Raw genomic sequence first — 24,891 nt, forward strand, 5'->3', positions numbered from 1 at the left:
CCAGCCTCACCCGCGGACAGGGTCAGGAGCAAACGCGTTCCCGGCTACTTCGCATCCGCGTACGTCGGGGACAGCTCGCGCGCGAGGTGCTCGATGAACAGACCCACGTCCGTGACGATCCCGCGCGCCTGCGACGAGCCGCGGTCGGCCAGCTTGGTCACGGTCGCCGGGTTGATATCGACGCAGGTGAGCGGGATCGACGCCGGTAGAATGTTGCCCGTAGCAACCGAGTGCAGCATCGTCGCCGCCATCAGGCAGTACCCGACACCCGGCAGCTCGGCCCGCATCGCTCGCTGCCCTTCGAGTACGTCGGTGTAGACGTCGGGCAACGGCCCGTCGTCGCGCACGGACCCGACCAGCACGAACTTTCCACCGGTCTTGACCAGCGCGTGCATGACACCCGACGTCAGCACCCCCTGCTCGACCGCGGCCGCGATCGAGCCCGCCTTGCGGATCGTGTTGATCGCACGGATGTGGTGCTCGTGCCCGTGCTCGACGCCTCGACCACGCGCCAGGTCGACACCGAGCGACGTACCGTAGAGCGACGACTCGATGTCGTGCGTCGCGAGCGCGTTCCCCGCGAACAGGACGTCGACGAACCCGGCCTCGACGAGCGCAACCATCGCCGGCGCCGCGCCGGTGTGGACGATGCCCGGACCGCCGACCCAGAGCACCTTCTGGCCGTTCGCCTTCGCCTCACGCATACCGTCCGCGACCTGCTTCACCAGCACCCGCTGCGGCTTCTCGCTGGACACGTCCGACTCCATGAACCCGAAGCCCTCCTCGGTGTTCACCACGATCGGGGGAGTGACGCGGACGCCTTGCGCGCTGCTGATGATCTTCATCCCGGCGCGTACGTCGGACATCGGAATGGTCCGCACCGTTTCACCCTCGACGAGCAGGCCGCAGTCCATCTCCGGATTCTGTACGGCGACCCAGTGGCCCCCGAGCCGGACACTCGTCGGCAGGTTCGTGGTGGAGTAGAACCCGTCCGGGAACACGCCGTCCTGCAAGACCTCGCTGATCTCCGGCGTACCGGGGTCGACCAGGTTCGCGCCCTTGGTCTGGATCCGCATCAGCAGCCGCTGCAGCGACTCCTCGTCCTCGGCGCCGACCGTCATCCGGACCGTGGACGGGTCGTCCTTGTCGTACCCGAGGTCGAACTTGTCCAGCGTGTACTCGCCGCCGTACCCGCGGATGTCGTCGAGGACGCGGGACAGCAGCCCGCTGTCCATCAGGTGGCCGGTGATCTCGACGGTCTCGGTGACCTGCACGGGTACCTCCCCAGGTGTCGACTGCAGCGTCGGATTGTCCGACGATCCGCACTCTAACTCAGAGAACGGCTCCGTCGTCGGGAGTGTCGTCCGGCGGCAGCCGGTCCTTCATCCGGATCACCAGCGTCAGGAACCCGCCGATGAAGCCGACCACGGCCAGCGTGGTGATCCGGCCGGTGCCGAAGTCGAGGATCGCGGCCACGATCAGGAGCAGCGGGCCGCCGAGCAGTCCGAGCCAGGCGAGCCGGCTGATCCAGTCCAGCTTCGGCCCCCGCGGTGGCTCCGGCGGGACGAAGTGGTCGTGCGCGTCGTCGGCCTTCTTCGCCGGTGCCTCGTCCTCATCCTCGTCCGGCGGGTCGCTGATGGTCAGCCCTGTCGGTACGTCGATCAGTGGCTCGTACTTCTCGTCGACGTCCTCGCTGACCGGCCACCGCGGCACCGACGTCTCGCCGGTGTCATGACCGGGAGCCGAGGGCGCGTTGAACTGCTCGACCAGCGACTGCCATTCGGCATCCTCGGTGCTGCGCTCGATCACCGGCCGGGCCTTCTCGACGGCTCCGGCATCCACGAAGATCTCGTCGTGGCCGACCGGAATGCGGACCGGCTCGTCCGCGTCCTCGGGAGTACGGGCCTCGCTCTGGCTCTCGCAGTACGCCGCGATGCCGGCGTCGGCCAGCGCCGTCAGCACCGGCTCGGCGATCAGGGGATCGATCCCGCCGAGAGAGGTGTAGGTCTCGGCGGTCAGGCCGTTGTCACGCATCGGCACTGACCCGGCGGATGAAGGCTGTCGAGTCCGCGAAGATCCGCGGTGCGTCGTTGTCCAGAGTTGCCACGTGATAGCTGTCCTCGAGCAGGGTCTCGGTCACGTCGCGGGACGAGATCGAGGACAACACAGTCCGCCCCGAGCTCGGCTCCACCACATGATCGACAGTACTGCGGAACATGAGCAGTGGCTGGGTCACCTTCGCCAGATCGTCGCGGGTGAGCGTCCAGAGCTGGGACAGGGAGTGCAGTGCCCGCAGCGGCATCCGGTCGTACGCGCCCTCGTCGACGCCCGGCTTCTTGATGTCGTTGGAGATGCCGGGGAACGACGGAACGAGCTTGGCGAGCACCGGGAGCAGGACGAGCCGCTTGTCGTCGGTCCGCACCGACGGGTTGATCAGGACCAGACCGGAGATGTCCGCCCCGTGCTGCTCGGCCAGCCGCAGCACCAGGCAGCCGCCCATCGACAGGCCGACCAGGAACACCTTGTCGTGCTCCTTGCGCAAGCGCTCCAGCTCGTTGTCGAGTACGGCGTACCAGTCCGGCCAGCCGGTCCTGTTCAGCTCCTGCCACGTGGTGGCGTGACCGGGCAGGCGCGGAACGGCGACGCCGTACCCCTGCGACGCCAGGTGTTCACCGAACGGACGCATGGACTTGGGGGAACCCGTGAAGCCGTGGCTGAACAGGACGCCGATGGCTGCGTTCTCGCCGGTCCCGGGACTGCGGAATTCCTCCGCATCGCCTTGCACTGGCACATCGACTCCTCGCCGGTCCGATCCTCACAGGCGACCCAGATCACACCCCGACCTGCCCGCGTCTTTATGGTCCCATCTGAGCTTCATCCAGTCTGCATCCAGGTGACAACACGGTGAGCAATCCCCACATTCCTGGCGGTGACGTTGCCTGAGGGGGAAGCTGGAACGTAGGGTCCTGCCGACGGTCGGCGTCAGAACTGTCGCGATGGTCGTTACCGGCGGACACTGGGTACTGGCTGTTGGGTATCAGGTCAGAAGGCGGTTGGACCGGACCGGCTGTGGTCGACGAGCGGACGAGTGACGGAGGTAAAGCGATGCTGTACCTGTTCCTCAGACGATTCCTCGTCGCACCGTTGGTGAAGCTGTTGTTCCGGCCGAAGGTGACCGGGCTGGAGAACATCCCGGACGAAGGGCCGGCGCTGCTGGTCAGCAACCATCTGGCGTTCTGTGACTCGATCTTCCTGCCGGTCGCCGTACCGCGGCAGATCGTCTTTCCGGCCAAATCGGAGTACTTCACCGGGCCCGGGCTGAAGGGGAAGCTGGTCGCGACGTTCTTCCGGTCGGTGGGTCAGATCCCGATCGACCGGTCCGGCGGGCGCGCCTCGCTGGCCGCGCTGAACACCGGCCTGGACATCCTGAAGAAGGGTGAGCTGTTCGGGATCTACCCCGAGGGCACGCGCTCGCCCGACGGCCGGCTCTACAAGGGCAAGACCGGCGTAGCCCGGATGGCGATCGTCGCCGGTGTGCCGGTCATCCCGGTCGCGATGATCGACACCGAGAAGCTGCAGCCGCCCGGGACGATCTGGCCGCAGTGGCTGGTCCGCGAGCCCGGCCGCCGCCTGCCGCGGCTGATCCGGCCCGGTGTCGCCATCGGCAAGCCGCTCGACTTCTCCCGCTACGAGGGCATGGAGCGCGACCGTTTCGTCCTCCGGTCGGTCACCGACGAGATCATGTACGCCCTGATGGAGCTGTCCGGCCAGGAGTACGTCGACATGTACGCCGACAAGGCCAAAGACCTCATCAAAGCCGGCGAATCCGTAGACGAACACCTCCGCCTGGGCGACACCAAAGCCAGCTGACCCCCTCCCTCGCCTGAGACGCTGAAGGACCGTTGAGCGCCCTGCCCTAAAGTTGTGCTCATGCAATTCGCGACGTTGGGTGCGGGGGAAGTTCCGGGGGTTCCGAGTTTGGCGGAGTTGCGGGGGCTGAAGCCGCTGCAGCAGCCGGAGTGGCCGGATCCGGTGGCACTCGAGCAGGTGATCGGCGAGCTGCGCAGGCTGCCGCCGCTGGTGTTCGCCGGTGAGTGCGACGACCTGACGACGAAGATCGGTGCCGTCACCCGGGGTGAGGCGTTCATCCTCCAGGGCGGCGACTGCGCCGAGACCTTCGACGGCGTGACCGCCGAGAACATCCGGGCCAAACTCCGGGTGCTGCTGCAGATGTCCGTCGTACTCCAGTACGCCGCCAGCGTCCCGGTCGTGAAGGTCGGCCGGATCGCCGGCCAGTACGCCAAGCCCCGCAGCTCGGGTGAGGAAACCCGGGACGGCGTCACGCTCCCGTCGTACCGGGGCGACGCCGTCAACGGCCTCGAGTTCACGCCCGAGTCGCGGATCCCGGATCCGCGCCGGCTGCGCGGCGTGTACAACGCGGCCGCCGCCACGCTGAACCTGACCCGCGCGTTCACCACCGGTGGGTACGCCGACCTGCACCAGGTGCACGCCTGGAACACGGACTTCGTGAAGTCGTCCCCGGTCGGGCGGCGCTACGAGCAGCTGGCCTCCGAGATCGAGCGCGCGCTCGCGTTCATGCGGGCCTGTGGCGCGACCGCCGACGAGTTCAAGACGGTCGACTTCTACGCCTCGCACGAAGCGCTCATCCTCGAATACGAACACGCCCTGACCCGGATCGACTCGCGTACCGAGCAGCCGTACGACGTCTCCGGCCACCTGCTGTGGGTGGGGGAGCGGACCCGGCAGCTGGACGGCGCGCATGTCGAGTTCCTCGCTTCGCTGAGCAATCCCCTCGGCGTCAAGATCGGCCCGACCACCACGCCGGAGTACATCCGGACCTTGATCGACAAGCTGAACCCGAAGGGCATCGAGGGGCGGCTCACGTTCATCACGCGGATGGGCGCGGGCAAGATCCGGGCGGGCCTCCCGCCGCTGCTGGAGGCGGTCCGGGACCACGGCTCGCCGATCGCTTGGGTGTGCGACCCGATGCACGGGAACACGTACGAGACGCCGAACGGGTACAAGACCCGCAACTTCGACGACGTGATGGACGAGGTGCAGGGCTTCTTCGACGCGCACGAGCAGGTCGGGATCTGGCCGGGCGGAGTGCACATGGAGCTCACCGGCGACGACGTGACCGAGTGCCTCGGTGGCGGTGAGGAGCTGGTCGCGGAGGACCTCGTGAACCGGTACGAGACGGCCTGCGACCCACGGCTGAACCGGCACCAGTCGCTGGAGCTGGCGTTCCTGGTCGCCGAGCGGCTGCGGGGTGCGCAAGGATGATCGATCTCCGTTCGGACACCGTCACGCGCCCGTCGGCGGGCATGCTCGCCGCGATGACGAGCGCACCACTCGGCGACGACGTGTACGGCGAGGACCCGACCGTCAACCAGTTGGAGGAGACGGTCGCGGGACTGCTCGGTCACGAGGCGGGCCTGTTCACCGTGACCGGATCGCTGGCGAACATCCTCGGCGTCCGGGCGCTGGTTCCGCGCGGCGGCGAGGTTCTGTGCGAGTCGAGTGCCCACATCGTCCGGGCCGAGCTCGGCGGCCACGCGGCCGCCAGCGGCGTCACGACCCGCACCTGGTCGGCGCCGGCCGGGCAGATCGACCTCGACCAGGTTCGTGCGCTCATCGCCCCGGACCTCGGCCCGTACTTCGTCCAGACCTCGGCCGTCTCGGTCGAGAACACGCACAACTTCGGCGGCGGCGCGATCCAGCACGGGTACGACGCTCTCGCCGACGAGCTCGATTCCCGCGGCATCCCGCTGCACCTCGACGGCGCCCGCCTGTGGAACGCCGTCGTGGCGACCGGCCGGACGATGGCGTCGTACACGACTCGGGCGAAGGCCGCGAGCGTCTGCCTGTCGAAGGGGCTGGGCGCTCCGGTCGGGTCGGTGCTGGTCGGCTCGGCCGAGCTGGTTCGGGAGGCGCGGGTCTGGCGCAAGCGCCTAGGGGCCGGCTGGCGGCAGGCCGGCGTACTCGCGGCTGCGGGGTTGTACGCCGTCGAGCACAACGTCGACCGCCTCGCCGAGGACCACGCCAACGCGCGCGCGATCGCCGAGGTCCTCGCGGAGGCGGCTCCGGGCTCGGTGAAGCCCGACCAGGTCGAGACGAACATCGTCGTCGCCGACCTGGCCGCGACCGGCAAGTCCGTGGCCGAGGTCGTCGACTCCGCCAAGACAGCGGGCGTCCTGGTCGGAGGCGTCGGCGCCACCCAGCTCCGAGTCGTCACCCACCTGGACGCCTCCGCCGAGGACTGCCGCACAGCGGCGACAGTCCTCGCTCGCATCCTCAGCTGAGGTGGTACGCGGCGATCGTCGTCAGCTCTGAGGCATTGCCGCCGTCATCGATCAGCGTCGCCTTGAGCGAGATTGCGTCGCCATCCTTCGGCGTCGGGAAGGTCGCCAGATAGCGTCCGTTCCCGGTCGACCGGAGGGTTGCGTCGTGCCACGTCGTACCGCCGTCCGCGGAGTACTTCAAAGCCGCACTCCTCACTTTCGGCACGACGCCACCCGGTTGCGCTTCGACGATCACCGGGAACTGCGTGACCGCGGATCGCGCCACGGTGTTGTTGGCGTCAACCGTCGGCTGGTACCGAATCCCCAGCAGCGGCAGCCTGGTCTGTTCAGCCGACGAGCTGAAGCTCCAGCGCCCCGTGATCCGGGTCGAGTAGGTCGAGTACGTCGGCCTGGTGAGATTCGCCTCCAGCACGTACGACGCCTTCTCCGGCGGGAGCCCGGTTGTGTCCAGCCTTCCGAAGGTTGGCGACTCCGCGATCTTCAGGCCGTCCCGGAACAGCATGGTCGACTCAGTGTCGGCCGTGGTCCGGCCGACCCCGCCGGTCGCGTCGGTGGTCGGGGAGATGTACACGCTCAGCTCATCGCGCGAACGAGTCGCCGTGCGCGGCGTGGGTGCGAACGCGGCCACGTTGAGGCGTTGCTGGTAGGTGTGACCTGCGCGGTACGTGGTTTCAGGACTGGCCACGGCTCCGACGATGCGGTTGCCGGCCAGCTCGTAGGTGGTGGTCGACCACTTCGCCGTACCGGTGTCGACGTACAGCCGTCGTTTCGCCGGTACGTCGTAAATCACCGGCGGCTGCCAGTTGATGGCGATCTGTCTGCCGCCGACGGTCCCGGTCGTCACCAGCGCGACTTGGTTGTTGGACGTGCGGTTCACCTGCTGGTCGATGCCGGCGAGGTCGCCGGGGCGGACCTTGCGCGTCAACCCGGTCGGGAAACCGGAGCGGCTGACGTCCACGGTGTAGTAGTAGAACGGCGTTCCGCTGAAGTTGCCGTCGGCATCGACCTTGACCCATTGGCTGCTGAGCCACGACTTCAGCTCATCATTCGGCTCCCCGAGCTGGGCTGTGTAGAGGTCTTGCGGGCGCGAGTTGAAGATGTAGACGTCGAGCGGCTCGGTGCGGGTGGTGAGCCCGTAGTGCACTTCGGACTCGATCGGGGTGGCGTCCGGGTTCGGGACGGTGACGTCGTACGGCTTGGCCGTCCGGGCATCGAAGGTCAGGGTGCTGTCGGCGGCGACCGTGGTGTTCGGACTCAGTACCTCGTAGACGGGGCCTTGGTCGGACATGTACTGGTAGCCCTCGATCAGGTACCGGCCCTTCGGGATCCGCCGGGTCAGGGTTCCGCCGGACGCGGGTGCGATCTCGTTGTAGTCGTTGTCGAGACCGTAGATGAACGCGTCGCCGTCATGCGGTTGTCCGTCGGGGCCGAGGAGCTTGACGGTCAGGCTGTAGCTCTCGACCTCCTTGTTCACTGTGAGCAGGGTGCTCACCGAGCGGCCGTCGGCGGCGGTGGCGATCAGGCGACCGCCGTACTTGCCGTCGGCAACGAGAGCGCGGGTGTCGGAGGTCAGGTCGACGCTCGCGCTTCCGTCGGCGGGCACGGTCAGCGTGCCGGCACTCAGCTGGAACGGCGATGCCGTCACGGGCTCACCGTCCGGTCCGGTCACCTGCAGGGTCAAGGTGACGGTCGCCGGCTGGTCGGAGGAGTTGTGGTACGTCACCTGACGGGTGATCGGGGTGTCGTCCTGGTGCGGCCAGGCCGCCGTACCGAAGGGGATGTTGCCTGGTGCAACGTTCAGGGTCTGCTGCGTGGCCTTGCCCACGTCGATGCGGCCGGCTCCTTGCTCGAAGACGGACAGGCCGGCGAGGGGTTTGGCCGACGCCATCAGCGCGCCCTTGAGATCGGCCGCCTGCCAGGCTTGGTGTTGCTGTGCGAGCAACGCGATGGAACCGGTCGCGTGCGGCGTCGCCATCGACGTACCGTCGAGCCGGAGGTAGTAGTCGCCGACGGGCGCACCGATGGTCGAGTTCTTCGCCTTGGCCGCCACGATCGAGACACCCGGTGCGACGACATCCGGCTTGATCGCGCCGTCACCGATGCGCGGTCCGCGGCTGGAGAAGTCGGCCAGCTTGTCCTGCTTGTCCACCGCGCCGACGGTGAGCGCCGCGTCCGCGCTGCCCGGAGACTCGATGGTGCCTGCGTCCGGCCCGTCGTTGCCGGCTGCGATGACGAACAGCGTCCCGGTCTGCGCGGTCAGCCGGTTGACGGCCTGCTCGAGCGGGTCGAGCTCCGCAGTGTCCTGACCGCCGACGCTGAGGTTGACCGCGGTCGCGTGGACCTCGGTGGCGGCCCATTCCATCCCGGCCAGGATCGAGGACTCGGGACAGTCGTCCACACCGCAGACCTTGCCGGCGTACAGGGTCGCGTCCGGGGCGACGCCGCGGTACCTACCGCCGGATGCGGCCCCTGATCCGGCGATGATCGAGGCCACGTGCGTGCCGTGCCCGACCTCGTCGTCGGGACCCTCGGCGGTGAAGTTCTGCTGCGCGACCACGCGGTCGGCGAGGTCGGGATGGGTGGCGTCGACGCCGGTATCGAGTACGGCGATCTTGACGCCCTTGCCGGTGTAACCCGCCTTCCACGCCGCCGGTGCGCCGATCTGCGGGACCGACTGGTCGAGCGCCACCTTTCGCTTGCTGTCCAGCCAGATCTTGGTCGGCGCAGCCGCTGCGGCCGACCGGGCTGTCCGGATGCCGTTGAGGAAGGTGGCCGCGTCCTTCTTGGCGACCTTGACTGCGCTTGCGTTGATGGCCGGGAGGTTGTGGGTGGTGGTCGCGGCCGACAGCGCTGAGCGCTTGGCCTGACCTGAGTACGTGATGATCAGCGGGATAGACGTCGTACCGGCATCGTCGTACCGGTCGTCAAGCAGCGTCGTGATGTCGAAGAGCCGGCGATCGAGCTTGCCTGCGGACACGTCGGCGGCCACGTCGGAGGGGACGACCAAGAGGCGGCCGTGAGCGTGCTGAACGCGGAACGGGACCTGCTTGCGTCCTGGGCCCGGCTCTACTCGTGGTTTGGCGAGGTCACCGCCGGTCAGGATCACGCGGTCGCCGGTGATCAGGGTGAACGCCCGGTCCTTGCCTTCGGCCACGATCCGGGCGGGTGTGGTCTTGCCGGCCACGAGCGGCGGAGTGGTGGCGGCGAGGGCGGGGAACTGGGCGGTCAGGCCGACGGAGAGGGTGAGGACCGTGGCGGTGATCCACCGCGGTCCCGATCGGATGTCCACGATGGCGGTCTCCTGGGTTGTGCGGACAGTACGGTCCATAAACGCCGGTCCGGCGCCAAATGTTGAGCCGCTGTCTGTGCTGCGCCCCGAAGCCCGCGGAGGGCTAGGTAGTTTATGTTTTAATAGTTGAATGACTGACTTAAATATCCTCGGCATCTCCGGCAGCCTCCGGGCCGGCTCGCTCAACACCGCCCTGCTGCGGTCGGCGCAGAAGCACGCGCCGTCCGGGATGACGATCTCGCTGTACGACGGCCTCGCCGACCTCCCGTACTACAACAGCGACCTCGACACCGAGGAGAACCTGCCGATCCAGGTCAACGACCTCCGGGACCGGATCCGCGCCGCCGACGGGCTGCTGATCGCGACGCCGGAGTACAACTACTCGATCCCGGGTGGGCTCAAGAACCTGATCGACTGGGCCTCGCGGCCGTCCGCGACGTCGTCGCTGCTGCACAAGCCGATCGCGATCATGGGCGCGGCACCGACGAACTTCGGGACCGTCCGCGCGCAGCTCGCGCTGCGTCAGGTCTTCCTCTGGACGCACTCCGACGTCGTGGTGAAGCCGGAAGTGATGGCGTTCCGCGCGCACGAACGCTTCGACGAGGCCGAGAACCTGATCGACGAGGGCACGATCACGCTCGTCACTTCGCTGCTCGACGCCCTCGCTGTCAAGATCCGGGGCGCGGCCAAGTAAGCTTCCCGTTGTCGGGTCTGGAGCGTTCGGGGAGAGCCGTGCGAGAAATCGTCGTGTTCAGCGGAAGTGCCCACACCGGTTTGGCGGAGCGGATCTGTGCCGATCTCGGCGTACCGCTCGCCCCGGTGGAAATCCATCGTTTCAGCAACGACTGCCTGCAGGTCCAACTGCAGGAGAACTGTCGGCAACGAGACGTCTACATCGTGCAACCCTTGGTGCCGCCGACGCAGGAGCACCTGATGGAGCTGCTGCTGATGATCGACGCCGCGCGGGGTGCTTCCGCGGACCAGATCACCGCGGTGATGCCGCACTACGCGTACGCGCGCTCGGACAAGAAGGACGCCTCCCGCATCTCGATCGGCGGTCGCCTGGTCGCGGATCTCCTGGTCACGGCCGGCGTCGACCGCGTCCTGACGATGGCTTTGCACGCTCCGCAGGTGCACGGCTTCTTCTCGGTCCCGGTGGATCACCTGACGGCCATCGGCGTACTCGCGGATCACTTCCGCGGCCGTGATCTCACCGACACGGTCGTGGTCAGCCCGGACCTCGGCAACGCCAAGACCGCGACCCAGTTCGCCCGGCTCCTCGGCCTGCCGGTCGCGGCCGGCAGCAAGCAGCGCCTGGCCGACGACCGGGTCGTCATCGACGCGATCGTCGGCGACGTAGCCGGCAAACGCGCGATCATCCTCGACGACGAAATCGCCACCGGCGGCTCGATCATCGAGCTCCTGGACCGCCTGAAGGACCTCGGCTGCACCCAGGCGGCCGTAGCCACCACCCACGGCCTCTTCGCCGGCCCCGCTGTCCAACGACTCCGGTCGCACCCCTCGATCACCGAGGTCATCAGCACCGACACCGTCCCGCGCCCCGACGGCTTCCCCGAGCTCCAAGTCAGCTCCATCGCCGGCCTGTTCGCCGAAGCCATCAAACGCATCCACGAAGGCGAATCAGTCAGCAGCCTCTTCGACGGCGTAGACCCCACCCACGGCCCACCCCAACCCAAACTCCCGTTCTAACACCCCGCGGCCTCGAGATCTGTTGATCAGGTGGTTGGGGTTTCGCGGCTGCGGTACGTGAGTAGGCCTTCGATTCCGCGGAGGAAGGTTTCGGTGATGGGGGTCGGGTCGGTCAGGCAGCCGGCGGTCATGGCGCCGTCCCGGAGCATGACGAAATGCCGGGCGGCCGGCTCCGGGTCGGGTTTTCCGGTATCGGTGAACAGCTCGGTCAGGGTGTCGAGGAACCACTGACGGTGCTTGAGAACTGCCTGGTGTACCGGATGGCGCGGGTCGGGATACTCGGCGGCCGCGTTCAGAAACGCACACCCTCGGAAACCGGCCCTCTGGATGTCCTCAGTGATCGACCGGCCGACAGCTCGAATCGCGTCGTCCGGGCTGGTGCCCTCCGCCCGCGCGACCTCCACCTGCGCACGAACAGCCTCGTCGGCCTGCGTCAGGTAGGCGACGATCAGATCGTCCTTACTCGGAAAATGCCGGTACAGCGTCGCCCGCGTCACCTGCGCCTCGGCGATCACCCGATCAACCCCCACCGCATGCAACCCCTCGGCGTAGAACAGCTCAGTAGCACTGTCGAGCAGCTTCAACCGCGCTTCCGACATCCGCGTCCTCCCAATCCGATCAACAGCTCCCACACCCACCGCGCCGTACGCGCTCTCCACCACTCCACGGGACCCCTGGGATCCAGCACCGCACGGGACCCCTGGGACGCCCTCGAGGTTAGCAGACAGAACGATCGGTCTTGACGGATCCCACCAAGTGCCGGAGAGTGGTGTACCGATCGTTCTATCTACCTGGATGGCTCGCGTCGTCCACAGCGAAGGGAATCTGATGCCTACTTCATTCGGGTCAGCCGGGTCAGCCCGATCGACCGGGTCAGTCGGGTCGACCGGATCGACCGGATCGACCGGATCGGCCGGATCGGCCGGATCGGCCGGATCGGCCGGATCGGCCGGATCGGCCGGATCGGCCGGATCGGCCGGATCGGCTGGCACCGCCGAGTCAGTCGGGTCGGCCGGGTCGGCAGGATCAAGCGGCATGGGCGGGTCGGTCGGATCGGCTGGCACCGCCGAGTCAGTCGGGTTGGCCGGCACCGGATCGGGCGGTGTTGGTGTTGGTGGGGCCGTGGTTGGAGGGGGTGACGGCACTGGGGTGTTGCGGCGGCTGTACTTCGTTCGGTTTGGGTTTGCGGTTGCCTGGGCTGTTGTGGTTATGGCGGTTGCTAAGGCGATCGACCCGGGGGTGGTTGTTCTGCTGGTGGTTTATCCGTTGTTTGACCTTGGCGCGGCGGTGGTGGACTGGCGGTCTTCGGGTGCGAGTCGGGCGAAGGGGCCGCTGTCCGTGAATATGGCGTTGAGCCTGCTCGCCGCGGTGGGGTTGGCGGTCTCGTCCGGTATCCCGGGGGTGTTGCGGGTGTGGGGAGTTTGGGCGATCACGGCGGGCACTGTGCAGTTGATCGTCGCGGTCCTGCGGTATCGGCTCGGTGGTCAGTGGGCGATGATCCTGAGTGGCGGCATCTCCGTCGTGGCCGGTAGTGCCTTCATCGGGATGGCGGGGGGCGCGAACGCATCGCTGAAGACGGTCGCGGGTTACGCGGTTCTCGGCGGCGTCTTCTTCCTGGTCTCGGCAATCCGCCTCGCCCCGAAGGAGTGAGTGTCGGCTCACACCGGGAACAGTCGGCTGACGAAGGCGTCCCAGGCGCGGTTGGGTAGGACGCGGTACAGCACCGGAAGCACCCGCGGAGCGACTCCCACTTTGTAGCGGGTTCGTGGACGTTTCGCGGTGGCGGCGCGGATGATCACGCGGGCCACGGCTTCGGGAGTTGAGATGCCTGGCGCGCCTGGGCGGTTGAAGGTGGCCATGCGGATGCGGTGGTTGTGGCGGAAGGCAGCGTACGGGCTGTTGGGGTGTTGCGGCCAGGTCGCTTCCTCGGTGTCGGCGAAGTTGGTGGCTACGCCGCCTGGTTCCAGGAGTACGACGCGTACGCCGAAGGATCGGGTCTCGTAGCGGAGAGCGTCGGACAGCGCCTCCAAGGACCACTTGGTCATGGCGTAAGCGCTGACGCCGGGGAATGGCATGAGCCCGCCGGCCGATCCCAGGTTGATGATGCGGCCGGTGTGGGCTGCGCGCATGCCGGGGAGGACCAGTTGGGTCATCCGGATCAGACCGAAGACATTCGTTTCGAACTGGGTCCGCAGCTGGTCGAGTGAGACCTCCTCGACTGGTCCGGTCTGGGCGTAGCCGGCGTTGTTGACCAGTACGCCGACGGCCCCGTGCTCGGCCTCGACTCGTTTGACCGCCGCGACCCGTGATTCCTCGTCGGTCACGTCCAGGGCGATGGTCCGGCATCCAGCGTCGGCCAACTCGGTGAGGGTGTCGGGGTTGCGCGCGGTGGCCCACGTCGGTCGGCCCGAACGCGCGAACGCCAGCGCGGTGGCGCGGCCGATGCCGGAGGAGCAGCCGGTGATCAGTACGGGTGTGTCCATCGAGATCTCCCTACTAAATGTTCAGTAAGTACGAGCCTAAGCCACTTAATGAGCGTTCAGCAAGTAGACTGTCGCCATGGACACCAAGGCCGAGATCCTGGCGATCTCCCGCGACCTCTTCGCTCGCCAGGGGTATCGCGGGACGTCGATCGCGGACATCGCCCGTGGGCTCGGCATCACTCCGGCCGCGTTGTACTACCACTACCGTTCGAAGGCCGACGTACTCGACGCGATCCTGGCCGAGCCTCTTGCCGCGTACGCCGATCTCGCCGAGCAGGCGCGGAGTGGGAAGTTGAGCGCCGAGGAGTTGCTCGGGGCGTTCATCGACTTCACCGCGCAGACGCGACAGCTCATGCCGGTGGTCAGCACGGATCCCGCCGTACGGGCTCTGCTGGGCGAACGCTTGCCGCACACCCCGGCCGAGATGGCCGATGCGATCATCGCCGCGCTGGCCGGGTCGTCCACCGAGCCGGAGCGGCTGATCGAGGCGCGCGCTGCCTACGCGGCCGCGAAGGAGGGCACTGTCGCCGCGCTCGACTTCGGTGACGGCCGTCTGTCGGCCGAGCACCGGAAGCTCATTCTGGCGAGTGCTTTGCGCGCGCTGGGGTGAGGTCGCTCGTCGTGAGCCAGGTGTCGATCTGGCTCATTGTCGTTTGCAGGATGTCGCCGGACAGGAGCATGTGGTCGGCGTTGGCGATTTCCACGTAGCTGGCGTTGGCGTACTTCGAGGCGGCGGCCCGGCAGACGGGTGGGACCACGGTGATGTCTCGAGCGCCGCCGAAGACCAGGACCGGGCCGGTGATCGCGGCATAGTCGACCCGCGAGGCCTTGCGCCGGTCGAATTGCGGGAACGCCATCTCGCAGTACGCACGGCCCGATTCGCAGACGAGGTCGTCGTACAGCGACCGCATGTACTCCTGCGTCTGCGTGATCCGGCCGCCGGCCACGAACTTCTTCCACGTCGGGCGGAGCGGCTTCGCCCAGGGCTTCGGCTGGAGATAGTGGCTCAGGAACAGCCGGCTCATCGACGGGTACATGGCGAAGATCCCGTACGCCGGCGCCGGGCACACCCCGATCAGACCGGCGTGCGGGGTCCGGGCCGCGACCAGCTGGGCGAGCAACCCACCGAGCGAGTGACCCAGGATCAACGGCGGCGAATCGAGCGACTCGCACACCTTCACCAGGTCGTCGACGTAGTCGGTCAGGCTGAGCGGCGCGATCAACGAGGCGCCTTCCTCCAAGGGCAGCTCGTGGTGCCGCAACGTCGGCGTGTGCACCACGAACCCACGCTCTTCGAACGCCGCCCGCGCCGGACCGAAATGACTCCCACGTCCCCAGGTCCCATGGATGAGAACGACGTGCTCGACAACGCTCATGCCGCCGAAACTTACCGGACCTGGGCAGTCAGGTGATGGGAGGATCGGGTGTATGGCGGATTCGGTGCGGATCGGGGTTGTCGGGGCGGGGAGTATTTCGGTGCGGGGGATCCTGCCGCACCTCGGCCAGGCGGATCTCGCCGGGCGGGTGACGCTCGCCGCAGTGTGTGATCCGGTGCCGGGGCGGGCGGAGGCGGCGGCCGCGAAATTCGGGGTGGGGCAGGGATTCACGTCGTACGACGAGTTGCTGGCGCGAGGCGACGTGGACGCGGTGACGATCGCCTCGCCGATCGGTTTGCACTACGAGCAGGGCAAGCTCGCGCTGCAGGCCGGCAAGCATGTGCACTTCAACAAGACCATGACGCTCACCGTCGCCGAGGCGACCGAGCTGATCGAGCTGGCGGCGGCGAATGAGCTGCGGATCGTTGCCTCGCCGGGGGAGATGCTGCGCCCGCACCACGTTCGCACCCGCGAGCTCATCGCCGAAGGCGCCATCGGGACGCTGTCCTGGGTGAGTTGTGGCGCTGCGTTCGGCACGTATCACGAGGACGAGGCCGTGCGTGGCGGCAGCGACGTACTGACGAACATCGATCCGTCGTGGTACTTCCGCAAGCCCGGCGGCGGACCCATGTACGACATGACCGTCTACGCACTGCACGCCGTGACCGGCATCCTCGGCCCAGCCAAGCGCGTGACGGCGATGTCCGGCGTACGCATCCCCGTTCGCACCAGCGGCGGGACGGAGGTACGCACGGACGCCGACGACAACACCATCGTCTTGATCGACTTCGGCGCCAACCTGATCTGCGTCGCGACCGGAACGGCCGCAGGCCCGATCCGCGGCGGCTTCGGCGGTGCCTACTTCGGTACGACGGGCACGATCGACGGCCTGCTCCTCAACGACGAGCCGTTCGACTTCCCCAACCGCAACCCGGCCGAGCTCTCGCCTCGCGGGCCGGGCAACCAGGCTCTGCTCCCGCACGTGACCGGTGCGCACCGCGACATCGAGGAGCAGCACGTGTACGAGGACATCATGCAGTTGGTCGACTGGGTCCGCGAAGGCAAGCCGTCGATCGTCACCGCCGAACACGCGCGCCACGTGATCGACATCATCGAGTCCGCCTACCGAGCCGCCGCGACCGGGCAGACCCAAGACCTCACCACCACCTTCTAACGCATCACCCCTCGCAACACGCCCGATGCAACCACTCGGGCTCGTGCCACCAGTAGGTCGCGTCCTGCGAGTGGGCCTCCGCTCGCGTGAGCGGCCGCGGCGCATTCGCAGGAGTCGGTACGACGGCCGTCGTACGCGCGGACTTGGCGAACGGCGCGAGCAGGTCGTCGACCGTGTGCAGTTGACCAGCGACCATGACCCGATCGACCGCGGCCGCCACTCGGATGTCGGCCAGCGGATCCCCGCTCACAAAGGACAAATCGGCCTGGGCGCCAGGCTTGACGACGCCGAGCTTGTCCTCGAGGTTCAGCCACTTGGCCGGGTTGCGAGTAGCCGTCGTGAGCGCCTCGTACGGCGTGAACCCGCCGGCCACCATCGACCGGAGATTGGCGTGGAGTGAGATTGCGGCGTTGTCGAGTGGCGTGTCCGTGCCCGAGATGACCAGGCCGCCGCCGCGGTGGATCCGCAGCACCATGTCGACGTTGCCACGCAGCAGTTCACGCGTGGTCACGCCGGCCGGTCCCTTCGCCGTGTTCACCTCACCGAGCAGGTAGTCGTACTCCCAGAACGGATAGAGCGTCGTCGTACGGCGATCGGTCAGCAGCGACGGGTCGTCGACGTGCGCCATCGTCGAGTTGAACAACGTTGGCGTCACCGACAGCCCGGCCTGGGTGAACAACGTGACGACGTCGGCGTACGCGCGTCCCAGTCGGCTGACCGTGTGTGAGTACCCGAGCCGGTTGGTGGCTCCGGTGTGTTCCATTCCGTCCATGCCGAGGTGTTCGGCCGGGTAGAGGTAGTGCGACGACAGTTGCAACCCGAGTCGATGGACGGCGGCGATCGCGCGACGCTGGTAGTCGATCGGCAGCCGCACATAAGTCTTCACGAGATCGTAGGCGAGGCCCTCGACCCGATCGAGTTCCAGACCGAGCTGCCGCACCGAGAGCGTCGGCCGCATGAAGTTGTAGTAGACCCGCGATCCGTCGATCGCCTCACCGGTCGCGAAGTACCGGGGACCGAGCAACGAACCGTGCGCGAGCGCCTCCCGCGTCTCCTGCATCTGGTACGCCGGATCACCCGGCGAGCGCGTCGTCGTGATCCCGTAGGCCAGCCACACATTGCCCTGCCGCGCACCCCAGGCCTTGCCACGCAAATGCCAATGGTTGTGGGCATCGACGAGTCCTGGCATGACGGTCAGCTTGGACGCGTCGACGTCCGCCCGGCCCTGATGCGGTCGTACGGCGGCGATCCGCGAACCGTCGAGTACGACGTCGACGTCGTGGCGGAGCGTGGTTGCGCGACCGTCCCACAAGGCGCCGGCGTGGATCGTCACGTGCTGGTTGATCGTTGCCCTGCGCCACCGAAGGTCGAGCCTGATCGTCTGCGGGCGGCCGCCGGTGATCGTTGTCCTGCGCAACTTCCCGTTGTTGAGGTACAGCAGGGTCCGGTCGTCCTGCCAGACGGGCGAGTCGGTGGTCTCGTCGGTGATCGCCCGCGGCTCTCCGGTGAAGCGACCACGCTTGTCGACGGCAACGACGTACAGGAGGCTCTCGACGACGAACGCGAGGTGCTTGCCGTCGGGGGAGAAGGCCGGACCGTCGTCGCCTCGGGTGGCCAAGGAGCGGAACGGCATCGGCTCGACGTACTCGAACGCGGTCGTTGCGACGTCGACGTACAGGAGTTGGCTGGTTCCTTCGCGGAAGCGCTTCGAGAACGGCTTGACCGCCGCGAGGACGAGGGTCTTGCCGTCCGGAGACCAGCTGACTCGGCCGGGCTGGAAGAGCGTTGGCGTCACCTGGCGGACCTGGCCGGAGGAAGGGTCGAGGATCCAGGCGATGCCGTCCTGATCCTGGTACGCGATCTGTTGGCCGTCCGGGGAGAAACGCGGAGCCGTCTGTGCGGCGGGCAGGGCCGACAGCTTGCTGTCGGCACCGGTTGCGAGGTCGTGCAGCCAGAGGTCGGCGGTGCCGTCGCGATCGCTTGCGTAGAGCAACTTCGTGCCGTCCGGTGAGAAGTCCGGATCGGAGTTGAAGTAGCCATCGGCAACCAATTTGCGTGGTTGCCCTCGGCCACTCGTTGCTGCCAGCCACAAAGCGTTGAGGGCTCGGAAGGCGATCCACTCACCGTCGGGCGAGACCGTCGGGCTTGCGATGCCGAGCACTTGCCTGGATGCGGTCGACTCCAGGTCCGGGGTCTTCGGGCGGGGCCGCTTTGCCGTCACCGGGACGGTTGCCGCGAACGGTACGACGGTGTGGGCGCCGGCCTCGTATCGCGTGACGTGTCCGTCGGCGGTGTAGTAGAGGTCGGTCGCCGAGGTCCACGACGGCGGGAGGGCGAAGACGTCCTTGCCGTCGGTGACCTTCTGGTTGTCGATGATCAGATCGCAGGTCGGGCCGGCCAGCCGAACGTAGGCGAGTCGGCCGGTCGGCGAGTAGGACGGGCCGAAGAGGCTGATACCGGTCTGCGCGGGGACAACCGTCGTCCGGGCACCGGTGGTGAGTTCGAGTTGGACGATCGAGGTGGCGTCGACGGTGAAGGCGATCTTGGTGCCGTCCGGGGAGACCGTGGGCTCGGCCTCTTCGGTCGGGGCGTCGGTCAGCGCGACGATTGATCCGTCGGCCAGGGTGAGCCGGTGGATGCCGTAGCTGCCGTTGCCACCCCGGTCCGAGGAGAAGACGATGGACTGACCGTCCGGCGTGAAGCACGGCTCGCGGTGGTCGTAGCGGCCCGTGGTCAACTGGCGGAGGTCGCTGCCGTCGGGGCTGATCGACCAGAGGTGGAAATTGCCGTCGCGGTACGACTGGAACACGATCCGTCGGCCGTCCGGAGACCAGCGCGGCCGGGTCCCGTCCTGCAGGTCGTCCGTCAGCCGTCGGGATACACCACCCGCCGAGGGCGTTACCCAGATCGCGGTGACCAGGTCGAAGGCGAGCCACTTCCCGTCCGGCGAGACCGAGACCATGACGTTGGTACCTTCGGTCAGCACGGCGCGCGCCTTCTGAGCTGGGCCTGAGGCGGCAAGAGCAGTGGTCGGTACGGCGCCTGCCGCGGCGACCCCGCTGGTCAGTTGAAGGGCGCGGCGCCGCGAGATGCTCCACGGGCCGGGGGTGTCAGCGTGCGTCGAACGGTCGTCGTGAGCCACGATCCGAATCCAATCCCTGCGGGCGATGGGGACCTGACCGAATCTGCCAGCACCATCACCCCCACACGACCCTGACCGGCGCGCCGCGCGCCCAGCTGTCCCTCCAGTGCGCCGAACGGCAGCCCCGCCGTCAGGGTTCGGGCGGAGGCGGCGCGGGCTTGGGTGGGGCTGGTGGTTGGGACGTCTATCGTCGGCGCATGCGAGTTTTGTCCCCGCGGGGTAGGGCGTTGGCCGCCGCGGTCGTCTGTGTGGTGATTGCTGTCGTCGCGGCCGTGTCGTTGGATGGGCGGCTCGATCGGCATTGGGCGGTGCGGGGATTGGTGCTGGTTGTGGCGTTGTGTTGTGCCGCGCTGCTGCTGACCGACCAGAGCCGCCTGCTGCGTCAGATCATCACCGGGATCGGCCTGCTGATGTTCGGTCTGGTCATCCCGGTCACCTCGACCGTCTGGGCGACCCCACCGGAGATCGACTTCGCACTCAAGGTCGCCACCGACGCCAAGAACACCGCAACGAAGAGCTCACGCACCAGGGTCACCATCGACGACGTGAAGGCTGCGGTCGCGGCCCAACACGGTGCGGTCGGCTCGTTGCCGACCGACCGCACCCCAGACATCCGCGGCGCCGACGCCTATCCCCTCATCATCCGGGAGACCCCGAACCAAGGCCGCCCAAGAGCCTGCATCAGCTTCGCCGGCCTCCACGCGAAGGTTCGCGCCTGCTAACCACGCTCGGCAGCGAGCTTCGCCGCTCGATCCAGCGGATCCCACGTGATCGGCCGACCGTCCAACTGCGCCTCGACCACCTCGAGCCCGGCCTCCCAACCGGCCGAGATCGGTCCCGTCGCGCCCGGGTCGGCCAGCACATTCGTGAACACCAGCCGACTGCCTGACGCCGTACCGGTGATCTCCCAGGTCAGGATCTCCCCGGACCACTCGTACTCGAGCACCTCCGGCGGTTCGTTCCGCAGCATCCGCCCGTTCGGAACCCGCTCCGGATCGTCGGCCGCGCCGTACCGCCGCCGCTGCTCGTCCGTCACCCCGAAGAACAACGAAGCCCCAGCCGGACGATCCAGCTCGACGACCGCCGGGAACCAAGCCCTCAGCTGAGCTGGATCCGTGATCGCCCGCCACACCCGCTCTGGCGCGTGCGGCAGCAGTCGCACGAACCGGAGCGCCACCCGTCCGTCCTCGGTCTCGAACACCGTCCCACGATCCATGCCAGGCAATATAACCCATCTGGCATATACCGAGCTAGGGCAGCGCGGTCGCCGCGTCGAACCAGGTCGCCGGCTGGCTCGGAGTCTTGGCCAGCTGGAGGGATTCGGCGACCGAACGCAGCTCGTCCTTGGTCGGGTTCTTGGCGTACGTCGTGAACTCGACCGCGACACCATTGCCCTCGAGCCGCAGCGTGTACCCCGCCCGCAGCGCGACGATCCTGGGCGCATCCTTGTCCGTGCCACCCGGGATGATCTGGCCGGCGAAGTAGTAGGCCTTCAGGCCGTGAATCGTTCCCTCCGACGGGAACTGGCCCGGGAACCGGCTCAGCTGACTCGCCCGGGTGCCAGTGATGACCCTGATCTGCAGGTCGTCACCGCGGCCCGGATCCGAAGGACCGGTCCACACCGGAGTGTGCGGCTTCGGCGGGACAGGCTGGAAGCCGGTCGCCGCACTTCCATCGCCGGCTGTGACGGTGAAGTCCTGGCCGGACTCGGGATAGTTCACCGATCCGGGCTGACCCTTGATGCTCGGCGCGTAGTTGATCCGCCGCGGCGCGACCCCGGTCGGCAGCCCGCCGACCTTGACCGGTGAGCCGAGGGGTGCTGTCCCCGAGAACGACGCCGCGAGGCTGGTCGCCATCGACAGGTTGGTCTCGTACGGGCCGTCGGTCGTCGGCGCCTGCTTCGTCCCGAGCTTCTGTTGCGACTCGCAGCTGAGCAGTGCCCAGACACCGTTGACCGGCTGCCAGACGAGCGTCTTCTGGACAGCGGCTTCCAGCGGATCGATCCCTCGCAGGAACGGCTTGGCGTGGCTCGACGTGACCATTCGGGCCTGGTGCCCCCCGATCTGTACGGTCGCGCTGCCTGCCGGGATCGTCGCCGGATCGAAGTCGCCGTTCCGGCTCAGCTGGAGCTGGCAGAACTCCGGCCACGTCACCTGGACGACCTCCTCCAACTCGTAGGTCTGGCGGTTCGCGGTGAACTGCTGATTGACCGCCACGATGTGGTCCGGCAGGTGCAGCTCGACCCAACGCGACCAGGCCGAGTTGCTGTGATCCAGTACCGGGATGCTCTGATCGGCGGGCGTGGCCGGATCGGTCGAGATGAGATGCGGTACGACGGTTGCCGCGACGGCCGCGGTCGCGGTGGCTATCGCCGTACCGACGATGAGCGCCGTACGACGGGACCGGCGGCGGTGGGACCGCAGGGCGAGGCGGATGTCGCCGGGATGTGGTGCCTGGTCGGCCAGGCGCTCCATCGCAGTGCGGAGATCTTCTTCAGTACGCATGGTGGACGTCCTCCGTCGCACGGTCATTGGTGAACTCGATGCGCAGGGTGGCTAGAGCTCGTGAGGCGTGGGCGCGCACGGTGCCTGGCGAGCAGCCGATGGTTTCGGCGATTTCGTGGTCGGTGAGGCCGCCGTAGTACCGCAGCACCAGGACGGCCCGCTGCCGGCGCGGGAGCTTGGCCAGCTCGCCGATGAGCTGGTCGCGGTCCGCGGTCCGGTCGGCGTGGTCCGGGGCGGCGCCGGTGTCGATCTCGGCGATCGGCACGATCCGGGACCACTTGCGACGCCAGGACAGGTATTCGTTGACCGTCATCCGCCGCAGGTACGCATCGGGGTTGTCCATCCCGCCGATCCGGTCCCAGCTTCGCTGGGCCTTGATCGCGACGTCCTGGACCACGTCCTCGGCCAGGTGGGCCGAGCTGCAGAGCACGGTGGCGAACCGCAGCAGCCGCGGCAGGCCCGACCGGGTCCACTCGTCGAAGGTCACGTCGTCTCCTCGTCCAGCCGGCGGTGACCGGCCTCCACCAGTACAAACGACGTCCGGGCCGGATCTGCTGAGTCCAACGGTGTCCCAGTGTGCGGGCAATCGATTTCCAACGAGCCGGACCGCCGCTAAGGTCGCGGGTATGACTCTTGGGAATCTGTCCGGAATCAGCGCGCTCGCGGACGTCGAGTCGCGCTCCATCAGTGCGGAGAACCCGACCGGCGAGCCCGGTCAGGGTGGGCGGCGGACCGAGGGGACCGGCGCGAACGCGGCCCGGGAGCTCGGTCCGGGCTGGAAGGTGTCGCCGTCGATCGAGATCGGTCCGGGGGAGACCGCGACACTGGCCGACATCGCCGGCTCGGGCTGCATCACGCACATCTGGCTCACCACGCACGTCGACAACTGGCGGCGGCTGGTGCTGCGGACGTACTGGGACGGTGATGAGGCTCCGGCCATCGAGACCCCGGTCGGCGACTTCTTCTGCTCCGGCTGGGGCAAGTTCGCCCAGGTAAACTCGCTCCCGGTCGCCGTGAACCCGAACGGCGGCTTCAACTCCTACTGGGAGATGCCGTTCAACCAGCAGGCCAAACTCACGCTGGAGAACACCCATGACGAGAAGGTGACCGTCTACTTCCAGGTCGACTACTGGCTGGGCGCCGTACCGGACAAGTCGGCGTACCTGCACGCGCAGTGGCGGCGCAGCAACCCGCTGCCGTCGAAGACGGTGCACACCTTGCTCGACGGTGTGGAGGGCCCGGGCCACTACGTCGGCACGTATGTCGCGTGGGGCGTCAACAGCACCGGTTGGTGGGGTGAGGGCGAGGTGAAGTTCTATCTCGACGGGGACGACGAGTTCCCGACCATCTGCGGTACTGGGACCGAGGACTACTTCGGTGGCGCATGGAACTTCGACGTACCGCACCTCGGCGGGTACACCGAGTTCAGTACGCCGTACCTCGGCATGCCGCAGGTGATCCGGCCGGACGGGCAGTACGCGAGCCAGCAACGGTTCGGGATGTATCGGTTCCACCTGCCCGACCCGGTTCGCTTCAAGGAGAAGCTCCGCGTCGACATCCAGGCCCTGGGCTGGCGCTCGGGCGGACGCTACCTCCCGCTGCAGGACGACATCGCCTCGACCGCGTTCTTCTACTCCGCCAAGACCAGTACGACGCGACCCCTCGCGCCGACCCATGACGCGATGGAGATCTGCTAGGGCGTCCGCAGTGGGTGCTGTAGTGCGGTGCCGGCGAGGACAACCAAGGCGGCCGTCCAGCTGAGCGGAGCCTCGCCGGCCGGCTCGACGTCCCGGTTGACCTTCTCGGGCAGCGAACCGCTGCCGGTGCGGTGATCGTCGAGCCAGGTCAGCAACCTCTCCGCGGTCGGCCGGTCTCCCCGGGCCGCCGCGGACAGCGCGAACAAGGCCGTCTGAGGTGTCCAGGACACACCATCGGCGCGCCAGTCCTCCCCGGGAGTAACACCACCGTTGGGTTGAGTCAGTACGGCGAGCGCCCGGTCGATCGCCGTGGACACGGCGGCGGACTCGGGAGCACGGGCCGGCGCGAACGGTGGACCCAGGATCGTGATGATCGCGTCCGCGCCGCCCTCGAGCCCGACCGGATCGAGTCCCGGCTCGAGGAAGCCCGTCGCCCTCAACGGAGTCCGTGGGTAGTCCGGTCCGAAGACCCGATCAGTTGCCGTGGACAACCTGTCGAGCGCGGAGTTCCAGCGGGCTGCTTCGTCCGGATGCTTCAGTTGATCGGCGATCAGGACCGCGCACCGCAAGCCGGTCAGGAGCGGCGCCACGCTGCCGAGGGTCACCTCGTCTTCTGGACGCTCCCAGTAGTCGGACGACGGTGCGGGCAGACCGTTCCGGCCGAGCTCGGCAACGATCTGTTCAGCCGACTCGCGGGCCATCTCCCAGTACTTCGCACCGGCATCGCAGAACCAGGTTGCCCACAGCACCCATCCGGATCCGTCCAGCTGCGGTGCCCGGCCGTCGTCGACCATGGCGCCGGCCTCGGTGTAGCGGGCTTCCCAGCGGCCCGTCGCGGGTCGCACCCGGTTGAGAAACCCCAGTATTTGCAGGGCTTCGTCGTACTGGCCGATGGAACAGCGGGCCGCGGCGACGAAGGACGCGTCGCGCGGCCAGACGTAGCGCCACGGGCCGTCCCAGCCGGCCAGGGTCGCGCCGTTCGGGAGGGTGAGCGCGTCGAGGTCCGCGAGCGCGCCGCGAACCAGATCGTTGCTTGGCGGCGCGACCCGGTTCGGGGCGGTGTCGGCGACGAGTTGGGGTTGGGGGTTGCGGACGAGGTTGCTCGCCGTACCGGCGGCCAGGATCGCGAGCAGGACGACGATGACGACGGCGGGGAACCGGTCCCGTCGCCTGCTGTTGTCCCGCATCGCCCT

22 protein-coding genes are annotated in these 24,891 nt (G+C 67.9%); 10 read left to right on the plus strand and 12 right to left on the minus strand.

Annotation, left to right across the window (positions count from 1 at the left end):
• Positions 1 to 44 precede the first annotated feature (44 nt).
• Genes ACWF4Z_RS10450 through ACWF4Z_RS10460 form a run of 3 tightly spaced genes read right to left on the minus strand, consistent with a single transcriptional unit; the run spans position 45 to position 2,791 of the window.
• The gene (locus ACWF4Z_RS10450; RefSeq protein ID WP_452242699.1) at positions 45 to 1,274 is read right to left on the minus strand and encodes an ornithine cyclodeaminase; all 1,230 of its coding nucleotides are present in this window, start codon (positions 1,272 to 1,274) and stop codon (positions 45 to 47) included.
• Positions 1,275 to 1,332: 58 nt separating this feature from the next.
• On the minus strand, positions 1,333 to 2,034 hold the full coding sequence (locus ACWF4Z_RS10455; RefSeq protein ID WP_452242700.1) for a hypothetical protein: 702 nt from the start codon (positions 2,032 to 2,034) through the stop codon (positions 1,333 to 1,335).
• Entirely contained in the window at positions 2,027 to 2,791 is a 765-nt protein-coding gene (locus ACWF4Z_RS10460; RefSeq protein WP_452242701.1) for an alpha/beta hydrolase, read from the minus strand. The genes ACWF4Z_RS10455 and ACWF4Z_RS10460 overlap by 8 nt, the downstream gene beginning before the upstream one ends.
• 314 nt (positions 2,792 to 3,105) lie before the next feature.
• Here ACWF4Z_RS10460 and ACWF4Z_RS10465 point away from each other — a divergent pair, with 314 nt between their 5' ends.
• From ACWF4Z_RS10465 to ACWF4Z_RS10475, 3 genes are read left to right on the plus strand one after another with little or no spacing between them, the layout of a single operon-like run.
• Complete coding sequence (locus tag ACWF4Z_RS10465; protein ID WP_452242702.1) at positions 3,106 to 3,870, plus strand: lysophospholipid acyltransferase family protein; 765 nt, start codon at positions 3,106 to 3,108, stop codon at positions 3,868 to 3,870.
• 60 nt (positions 3,871 to 3,930) lie between these two features.
• A complete protein-coding gene (locus ACWF4Z_RS10470) occupies positions 3,931 to 5,304 on the plus strand; it encodes a class II 3-deoxy-7-phosphoheptulonate synthase (protein ID WP_452242703.1) in 1,374 nt (457 codons plus the stop codon).
• Entirely contained in the window at positions 5,301 to 6,323 is a 1,023-nt protein-coding gene (locus tag ACWF4Z_RS10475) for a threonine aldolase family protein (protein ID WP_452242704.1), read from the plus strand. The genes ACWF4Z_RS10470 and ACWF4Z_RS10475 overlap by 4 nt, the downstream gene beginning before the upstream one ends.
• On the opposite strand, the gene ACWF4Z_RS10480 is transcribed toward ACWF4Z_RS10475, so the two are convergent.
• Complete coding sequence (locus ACWF4Z_RS10480; RefSeq protein ID WP_452242705.1) at positions 6,316 to 9,612, minus strand: S8 family serine peptidase; 3,297 nt, start codon at positions 9,610 to 9,612, stop codon at positions 6,316 to 6,318. The genes ACWF4Z_RS10475 and ACWF4Z_RS10480 overlap by 8 nt on opposite strands.
• A 130-nt stretch (positions 9,613 to 9,742) precedes the next feature.
• On the opposite strand from ACWF4Z_RS10480, the gene ACWF4Z_RS10485 reads away from it, so the two are divergent.
• Positions 9,743 to 10,306: an NADPH-dependent FMN reductase gene (locus ACWF4Z_RS10485; protein ID WP_452242706.1), complete on the plus strand. Its 564-nt coding sequence runs from the start codon at positions 9,743 to 9,745 to the stop codon at positions 10,304 to 10,306.
• Between the two features lie 38 nt (positions 10,307 to 10,344).
• Positions 10,345 to 11,322 (plus strand): ribose-phosphate diphosphokinase, encoded by a 978-nt coding sequence (locus ACWF4Z_RS10490; protein WP_452242707.1) that lies wholly within the window; start codon positions 10,345 to 10,347, stop codon positions 11,320 to 11,322.
• Positions 11,323 to 11,348: 26 nt separating this feature from the next.
• On the opposite strand, the gene ACWF4Z_RS10495 is transcribed toward ACWF4Z_RS10490, so the two are convergent.
• On the minus strand, positions 11,349 to 12,359 hold the full coding sequence (locus tag ACWF4Z_RS10495; RefSeq protein ID WP_452242708.1) for a TetR/AcrR family transcriptional regulator: 1,011 nt from the start codon (positions 12,357 to 12,359) through the stop codon (positions 11,349 to 11,351).
• A 172-nt stretch (positions 12,360 to 12,531) separates the two neighbouring features.
• On the opposite strand from ACWF4Z_RS10495, the gene ACWF4Z_RS10500 reads away from it, so the two are divergent.
• Positions 12,532 to 12,972 carry a hypothetical protein gene (locus ACWF4Z_RS10500; protein ID WP_452242709.1) on the plus strand — a complete coding sequence of 147 codons (441 nt, stop codon included), beginning with the start codon at positions 12,532 to 12,534 and terminating at the stop codon, positions 12,970 to 12,972.
• Positions 12,973 to 12,980: 8 nt separating this feature from the next.
• Here ACWF4Z_RS10500 and ACWF4Z_RS10505 read toward each other — a convergent pair whose 3' ends face one another.
• Complete coding sequence (locus ACWF4Z_RS10505) at positions 12,981 to 13,805, minus strand: SDR family oxidoreductase (RefSeq protein ID WP_452242710.1); 825 nt, start codon at positions 13,803 to 13,805, stop codon at positions 12,981 to 12,983.
• A gap of 76 nt (positions 13,806 to 13,881) precedes the next feature.
• Between ACWF4Z_RS10505 and ACWF4Z_RS10510 the strand changes: the two genes are divergently transcribed.
• Positions 13,882 to 14,415 carry a TetR/AcrR family transcriptional regulator gene (locus ACWF4Z_RS10510; protein WP_452242711.1) on the plus strand — a complete coding sequence of 178 codons (534 nt, stop codon included), beginning with the start codon at positions 13,882 to 13,884 and terminating at the stop codon, positions 14,413 to 14,415.
• Here ACWF4Z_RS10510 and ACWF4Z_RS10515 read toward each other — a convergent pair.
• Positions 14,381 to 15,181 carry an alpha/beta hydrolase gene (locus ACWF4Z_RS10515; RefSeq protein ID WP_452242712.1) on the minus strand — a complete coding sequence of 267 codons (801 nt, stop codon included), beginning with the start codon at positions 15,179 to 15,181 and terminating at the stop codon, positions 14,381 to 14,383. The genes ACWF4Z_RS10510 and ACWF4Z_RS10515 overlap by 35 nt on opposite strands.
• A gap of 52 nt (positions 15,182 to 15,233) precedes the next feature.
• On the opposite strand from ACWF4Z_RS10515, the gene ACWF4Z_RS10520 reads away from it, so the two are divergent.
• The gene (locus ACWF4Z_RS10520; RefSeq protein WP_452242713.1) at positions 15,234 to 16,355 is read left to right on the plus strand and encodes a Gfo/Idh/MocA family protein; all 1,122 of its coding nucleotides are present in this window, start codon (positions 15,234 to 15,236) and stop codon (positions 16,353 to 16,355) included.
• Positions 16,356 to 16,359: 4 nt separating this feature from the next.
• Here the strand turns inward: ACWF4Z_RS10520 and ACWF4Z_RS10525 are convergent, their stop codons facing one another.
• Positions 16,360 to 19,497, minus strand: coding sequence for an amidohydrolase family protein (locus ACWF4Z_RS10525; protein WP_452242714.1), 3,138 nt, complete (start codon positions 19,495 to 19,497; stop codon positions 16,360 to 16,362).
• A gap of 197 nt (positions 19,498 to 19,694) precedes the next feature.
• Here ACWF4Z_RS10525 and ACWF4Z_RS10530 point away from each other — a divergent pair, with 197 nt between their 5' ends.
• Positions 19,695 to 20,219 (plus strand): hypothetical protein, encoded by a 525-nt coding sequence (locus ACWF4Z_RS10530; RefSeq protein WP_452242715.1) that lies wholly within the window; start codon positions 19,695 to 19,697, stop codon positions 20,217 to 20,219.
• Here ACWF4Z_RS10530 and ACWF4Z_RS10535 read toward each other — a convergent pair.
• The 3 genes from ACWF4Z_RS10535 to ACWF4Z_RS10545 are packed head-to-tail and all read right to left on the minus strand — an operon-like array spanning position 20,216 to position 22,488.
• Positions 20,216 to 20,713 (minus strand): SRPBCC domain-containing protein, encoded by a 498-nt coding sequence (locus ACWF4Z_RS10535; RefSeq protein ID WP_452242716.1) that lies wholly within the window; start codon positions 20,711 to 20,713, stop codon positions 20,216 to 20,218. The genes ACWF4Z_RS10530 and ACWF4Z_RS10535 overlap by 4 nt on opposite strands.
• Before the next feature lie 34 nt (positions 20,714 to 20,747).
• The gene (locus ACWF4Z_RS10540) at positions 20,748 to 22,001 is read right to left on the minus strand and encodes a hypothetical protein (protein ID WP_452242717.1); all 1,254 of its coding nucleotides are present in this window, start codon (positions 21,999 to 22,001) and stop codon (positions 20,748 to 20,750) included.
• A complete protein-coding gene (locus tag ACWF4Z_RS10545; RefSeq protein ID WP_452242718.1) occupies positions 21,991 to 22,488 on the minus strand; it encodes a SigE family RNA polymerase sigma factor in 498 nt (165 codons plus the stop codon). Before ACWF4Z_RS10545 ends, ACWF4Z_RS10540 begins: the two co-directional genes overlap by 11 nt.
• A gap of 139 nt (positions 22,489 to 22,627) precedes the next feature.
• Here ACWF4Z_RS10545 and ACWF4Z_RS10550 point away from each other — a divergent pair, with 139 nt between their 5' ends.
• Positions 22,628 to 23,698 (plus strand): glycoside hydrolase family 172 protein, encoded by a 1,071-nt coding sequence (locus tag ACWF4Z_RS10550; RefSeq protein ID WP_452242719.1) that lies wholly within the window; start codon positions 22,628 to 22,630, stop codon positions 23,696 to 23,698.
• On the opposite strand, the gene ACWF4Z_RS10555 is transcribed toward ACWF4Z_RS10550, so the two are convergent.
• A complete protein-coding gene (locus tag ACWF4Z_RS10555) occupies positions 23,695 to 24,885 on the minus strand; it encodes a glucoamylase (RefSeq protein WP_452242720.1) in 1,191 nt (396 codons plus the stop codon). The genes ACWF4Z_RS10550 and ACWF4Z_RS10555 overlap by 4 nt on opposite strands.
• Positions 24,886 to 24,891 lie beyond the last annotated feature (6 nt).

This window comes from Kribbella sp. NPDC055071 (assembly GCF_053608045.1).

Excerpts from the sequence above, each read along its gene's own strand:
- ACWF4Z_RS10455 (WP_452242700.1), bottom strand. The coding sequence starts at position 2,034 with ATGCGTGACAACGGCCTGACCGCCGAGACCTACACCTCTCTCGGCGGG.
- ACWF4Z_RS10465 (WP_452242702.1), top strand. The coding sequence starts at position 3,106 with ATGCTGTACCTGTTCCTCAGACGATTCCTCGTCGCACCGTTGGTGAAG.
- ACWF4Z_RS10470 (WP_452242703.1), top strand. The coding sequence starts at position 3,931 with ATGCAATTCGCGACGTTGGGTGCGGGGGAAGTTCCGGGGGTTCCGAGT.
- ACWF4Z_RS10475 (WP_452242704.1), top strand. The coding sequence starts at position 5,301 with ATGATCGATCTCCGTTCGGACACCGTCACGCGCCCGTCGGCGGGCATG.
- ACWF4Z_RS10485 (WP_452242706.1), top strand. The coding sequence starts at position 9,743 with ATGACTGACTTAAATATCCTCGGCATCTCCGGCAGCCTCCGGGCCGGC.
- ACWF4Z_RS10495 (WP_452242708.1), bottom strand. The coding sequence starts at position 12,359 with ATGCCGCTTGATCCTGCCGACCCGGCCGACCCGACTGACTCGGCGGTG.
- ACWF4Z_RS10500 (WP_452242709.1), top strand. The coding sequence starts at position 12,532 with ATGGCGGTTGCTAAGGCGATCGACCCGGGGGTGGTTGTTCTGCTGGTG.
- ACWF4Z_RS10505 (WP_452242710.1), bottom strand. The coding sequence starts at position 13,805 with ATGGACACACCCGTACTGATCACCGGCTGCTCCTCCGGCATCGGCCGC.
- ACWF4Z_RS10510 (WP_452242711.1), top strand. The coding sequence starts at position 13,882 with ATGGACACCAAGGCCGAGATCCTGGCGATCTCCCGCGACCTCTTCGCT.
- ACWF4Z_RS10515 (WP_452242712.1), bottom strand. The coding sequence starts at position 15,181 with ATGAGCGTTGTCGAGCACGTCGTTCTCATCCATGGGACCTGGGGACGT.
- ACWF4Z_RS10520 (WP_452242713.1), top strand. The coding sequence starts at position 15,234 with ATGGCGGATTCGGTGCGGATCGGGGTTGTCGGGGCGGGGAGTATTTCG.
- ACWF4Z_RS10530 (WP_452242715.1), top strand. The coding sequence starts at position 19,695 with ATGCGAGTTTTGTCCCCGCGGGGTAGGGCGTTGGCCGCCGCGGTCGTC.
- ACWF4Z_RS10535 (WP_452242716.1), bottom strand. The coding sequence starts at position 20,713 with ATGGATCGTGGGACGGTGTTCGAGACCGAGGACGGACGGGTGGCGCTC.
- ACWF4Z_RS10540 (WP_452242717.1), bottom strand. The coding sequence starts at position 22,001 with ATGCGTACTGAAGAAGATCTCCGCACTGCGATGGAGCGCCTGGCCGAC.
- ACWF4Z_RS10550 (WP_452242719.1), top strand. The coding sequence starts at position 22,628 with ATGACTCTTGGGAATCTGTCCGGAATCAGCGCGCTCGCGGACGTCGAG.
- ACWF4Z_RS10555 (WP_452242720.1), bottom strand. The coding sequence starts at position 24,885 with ATGCGGGACAACAGCAGGCGACGGGACCGGTTCCCCGCCGTCGTCATC.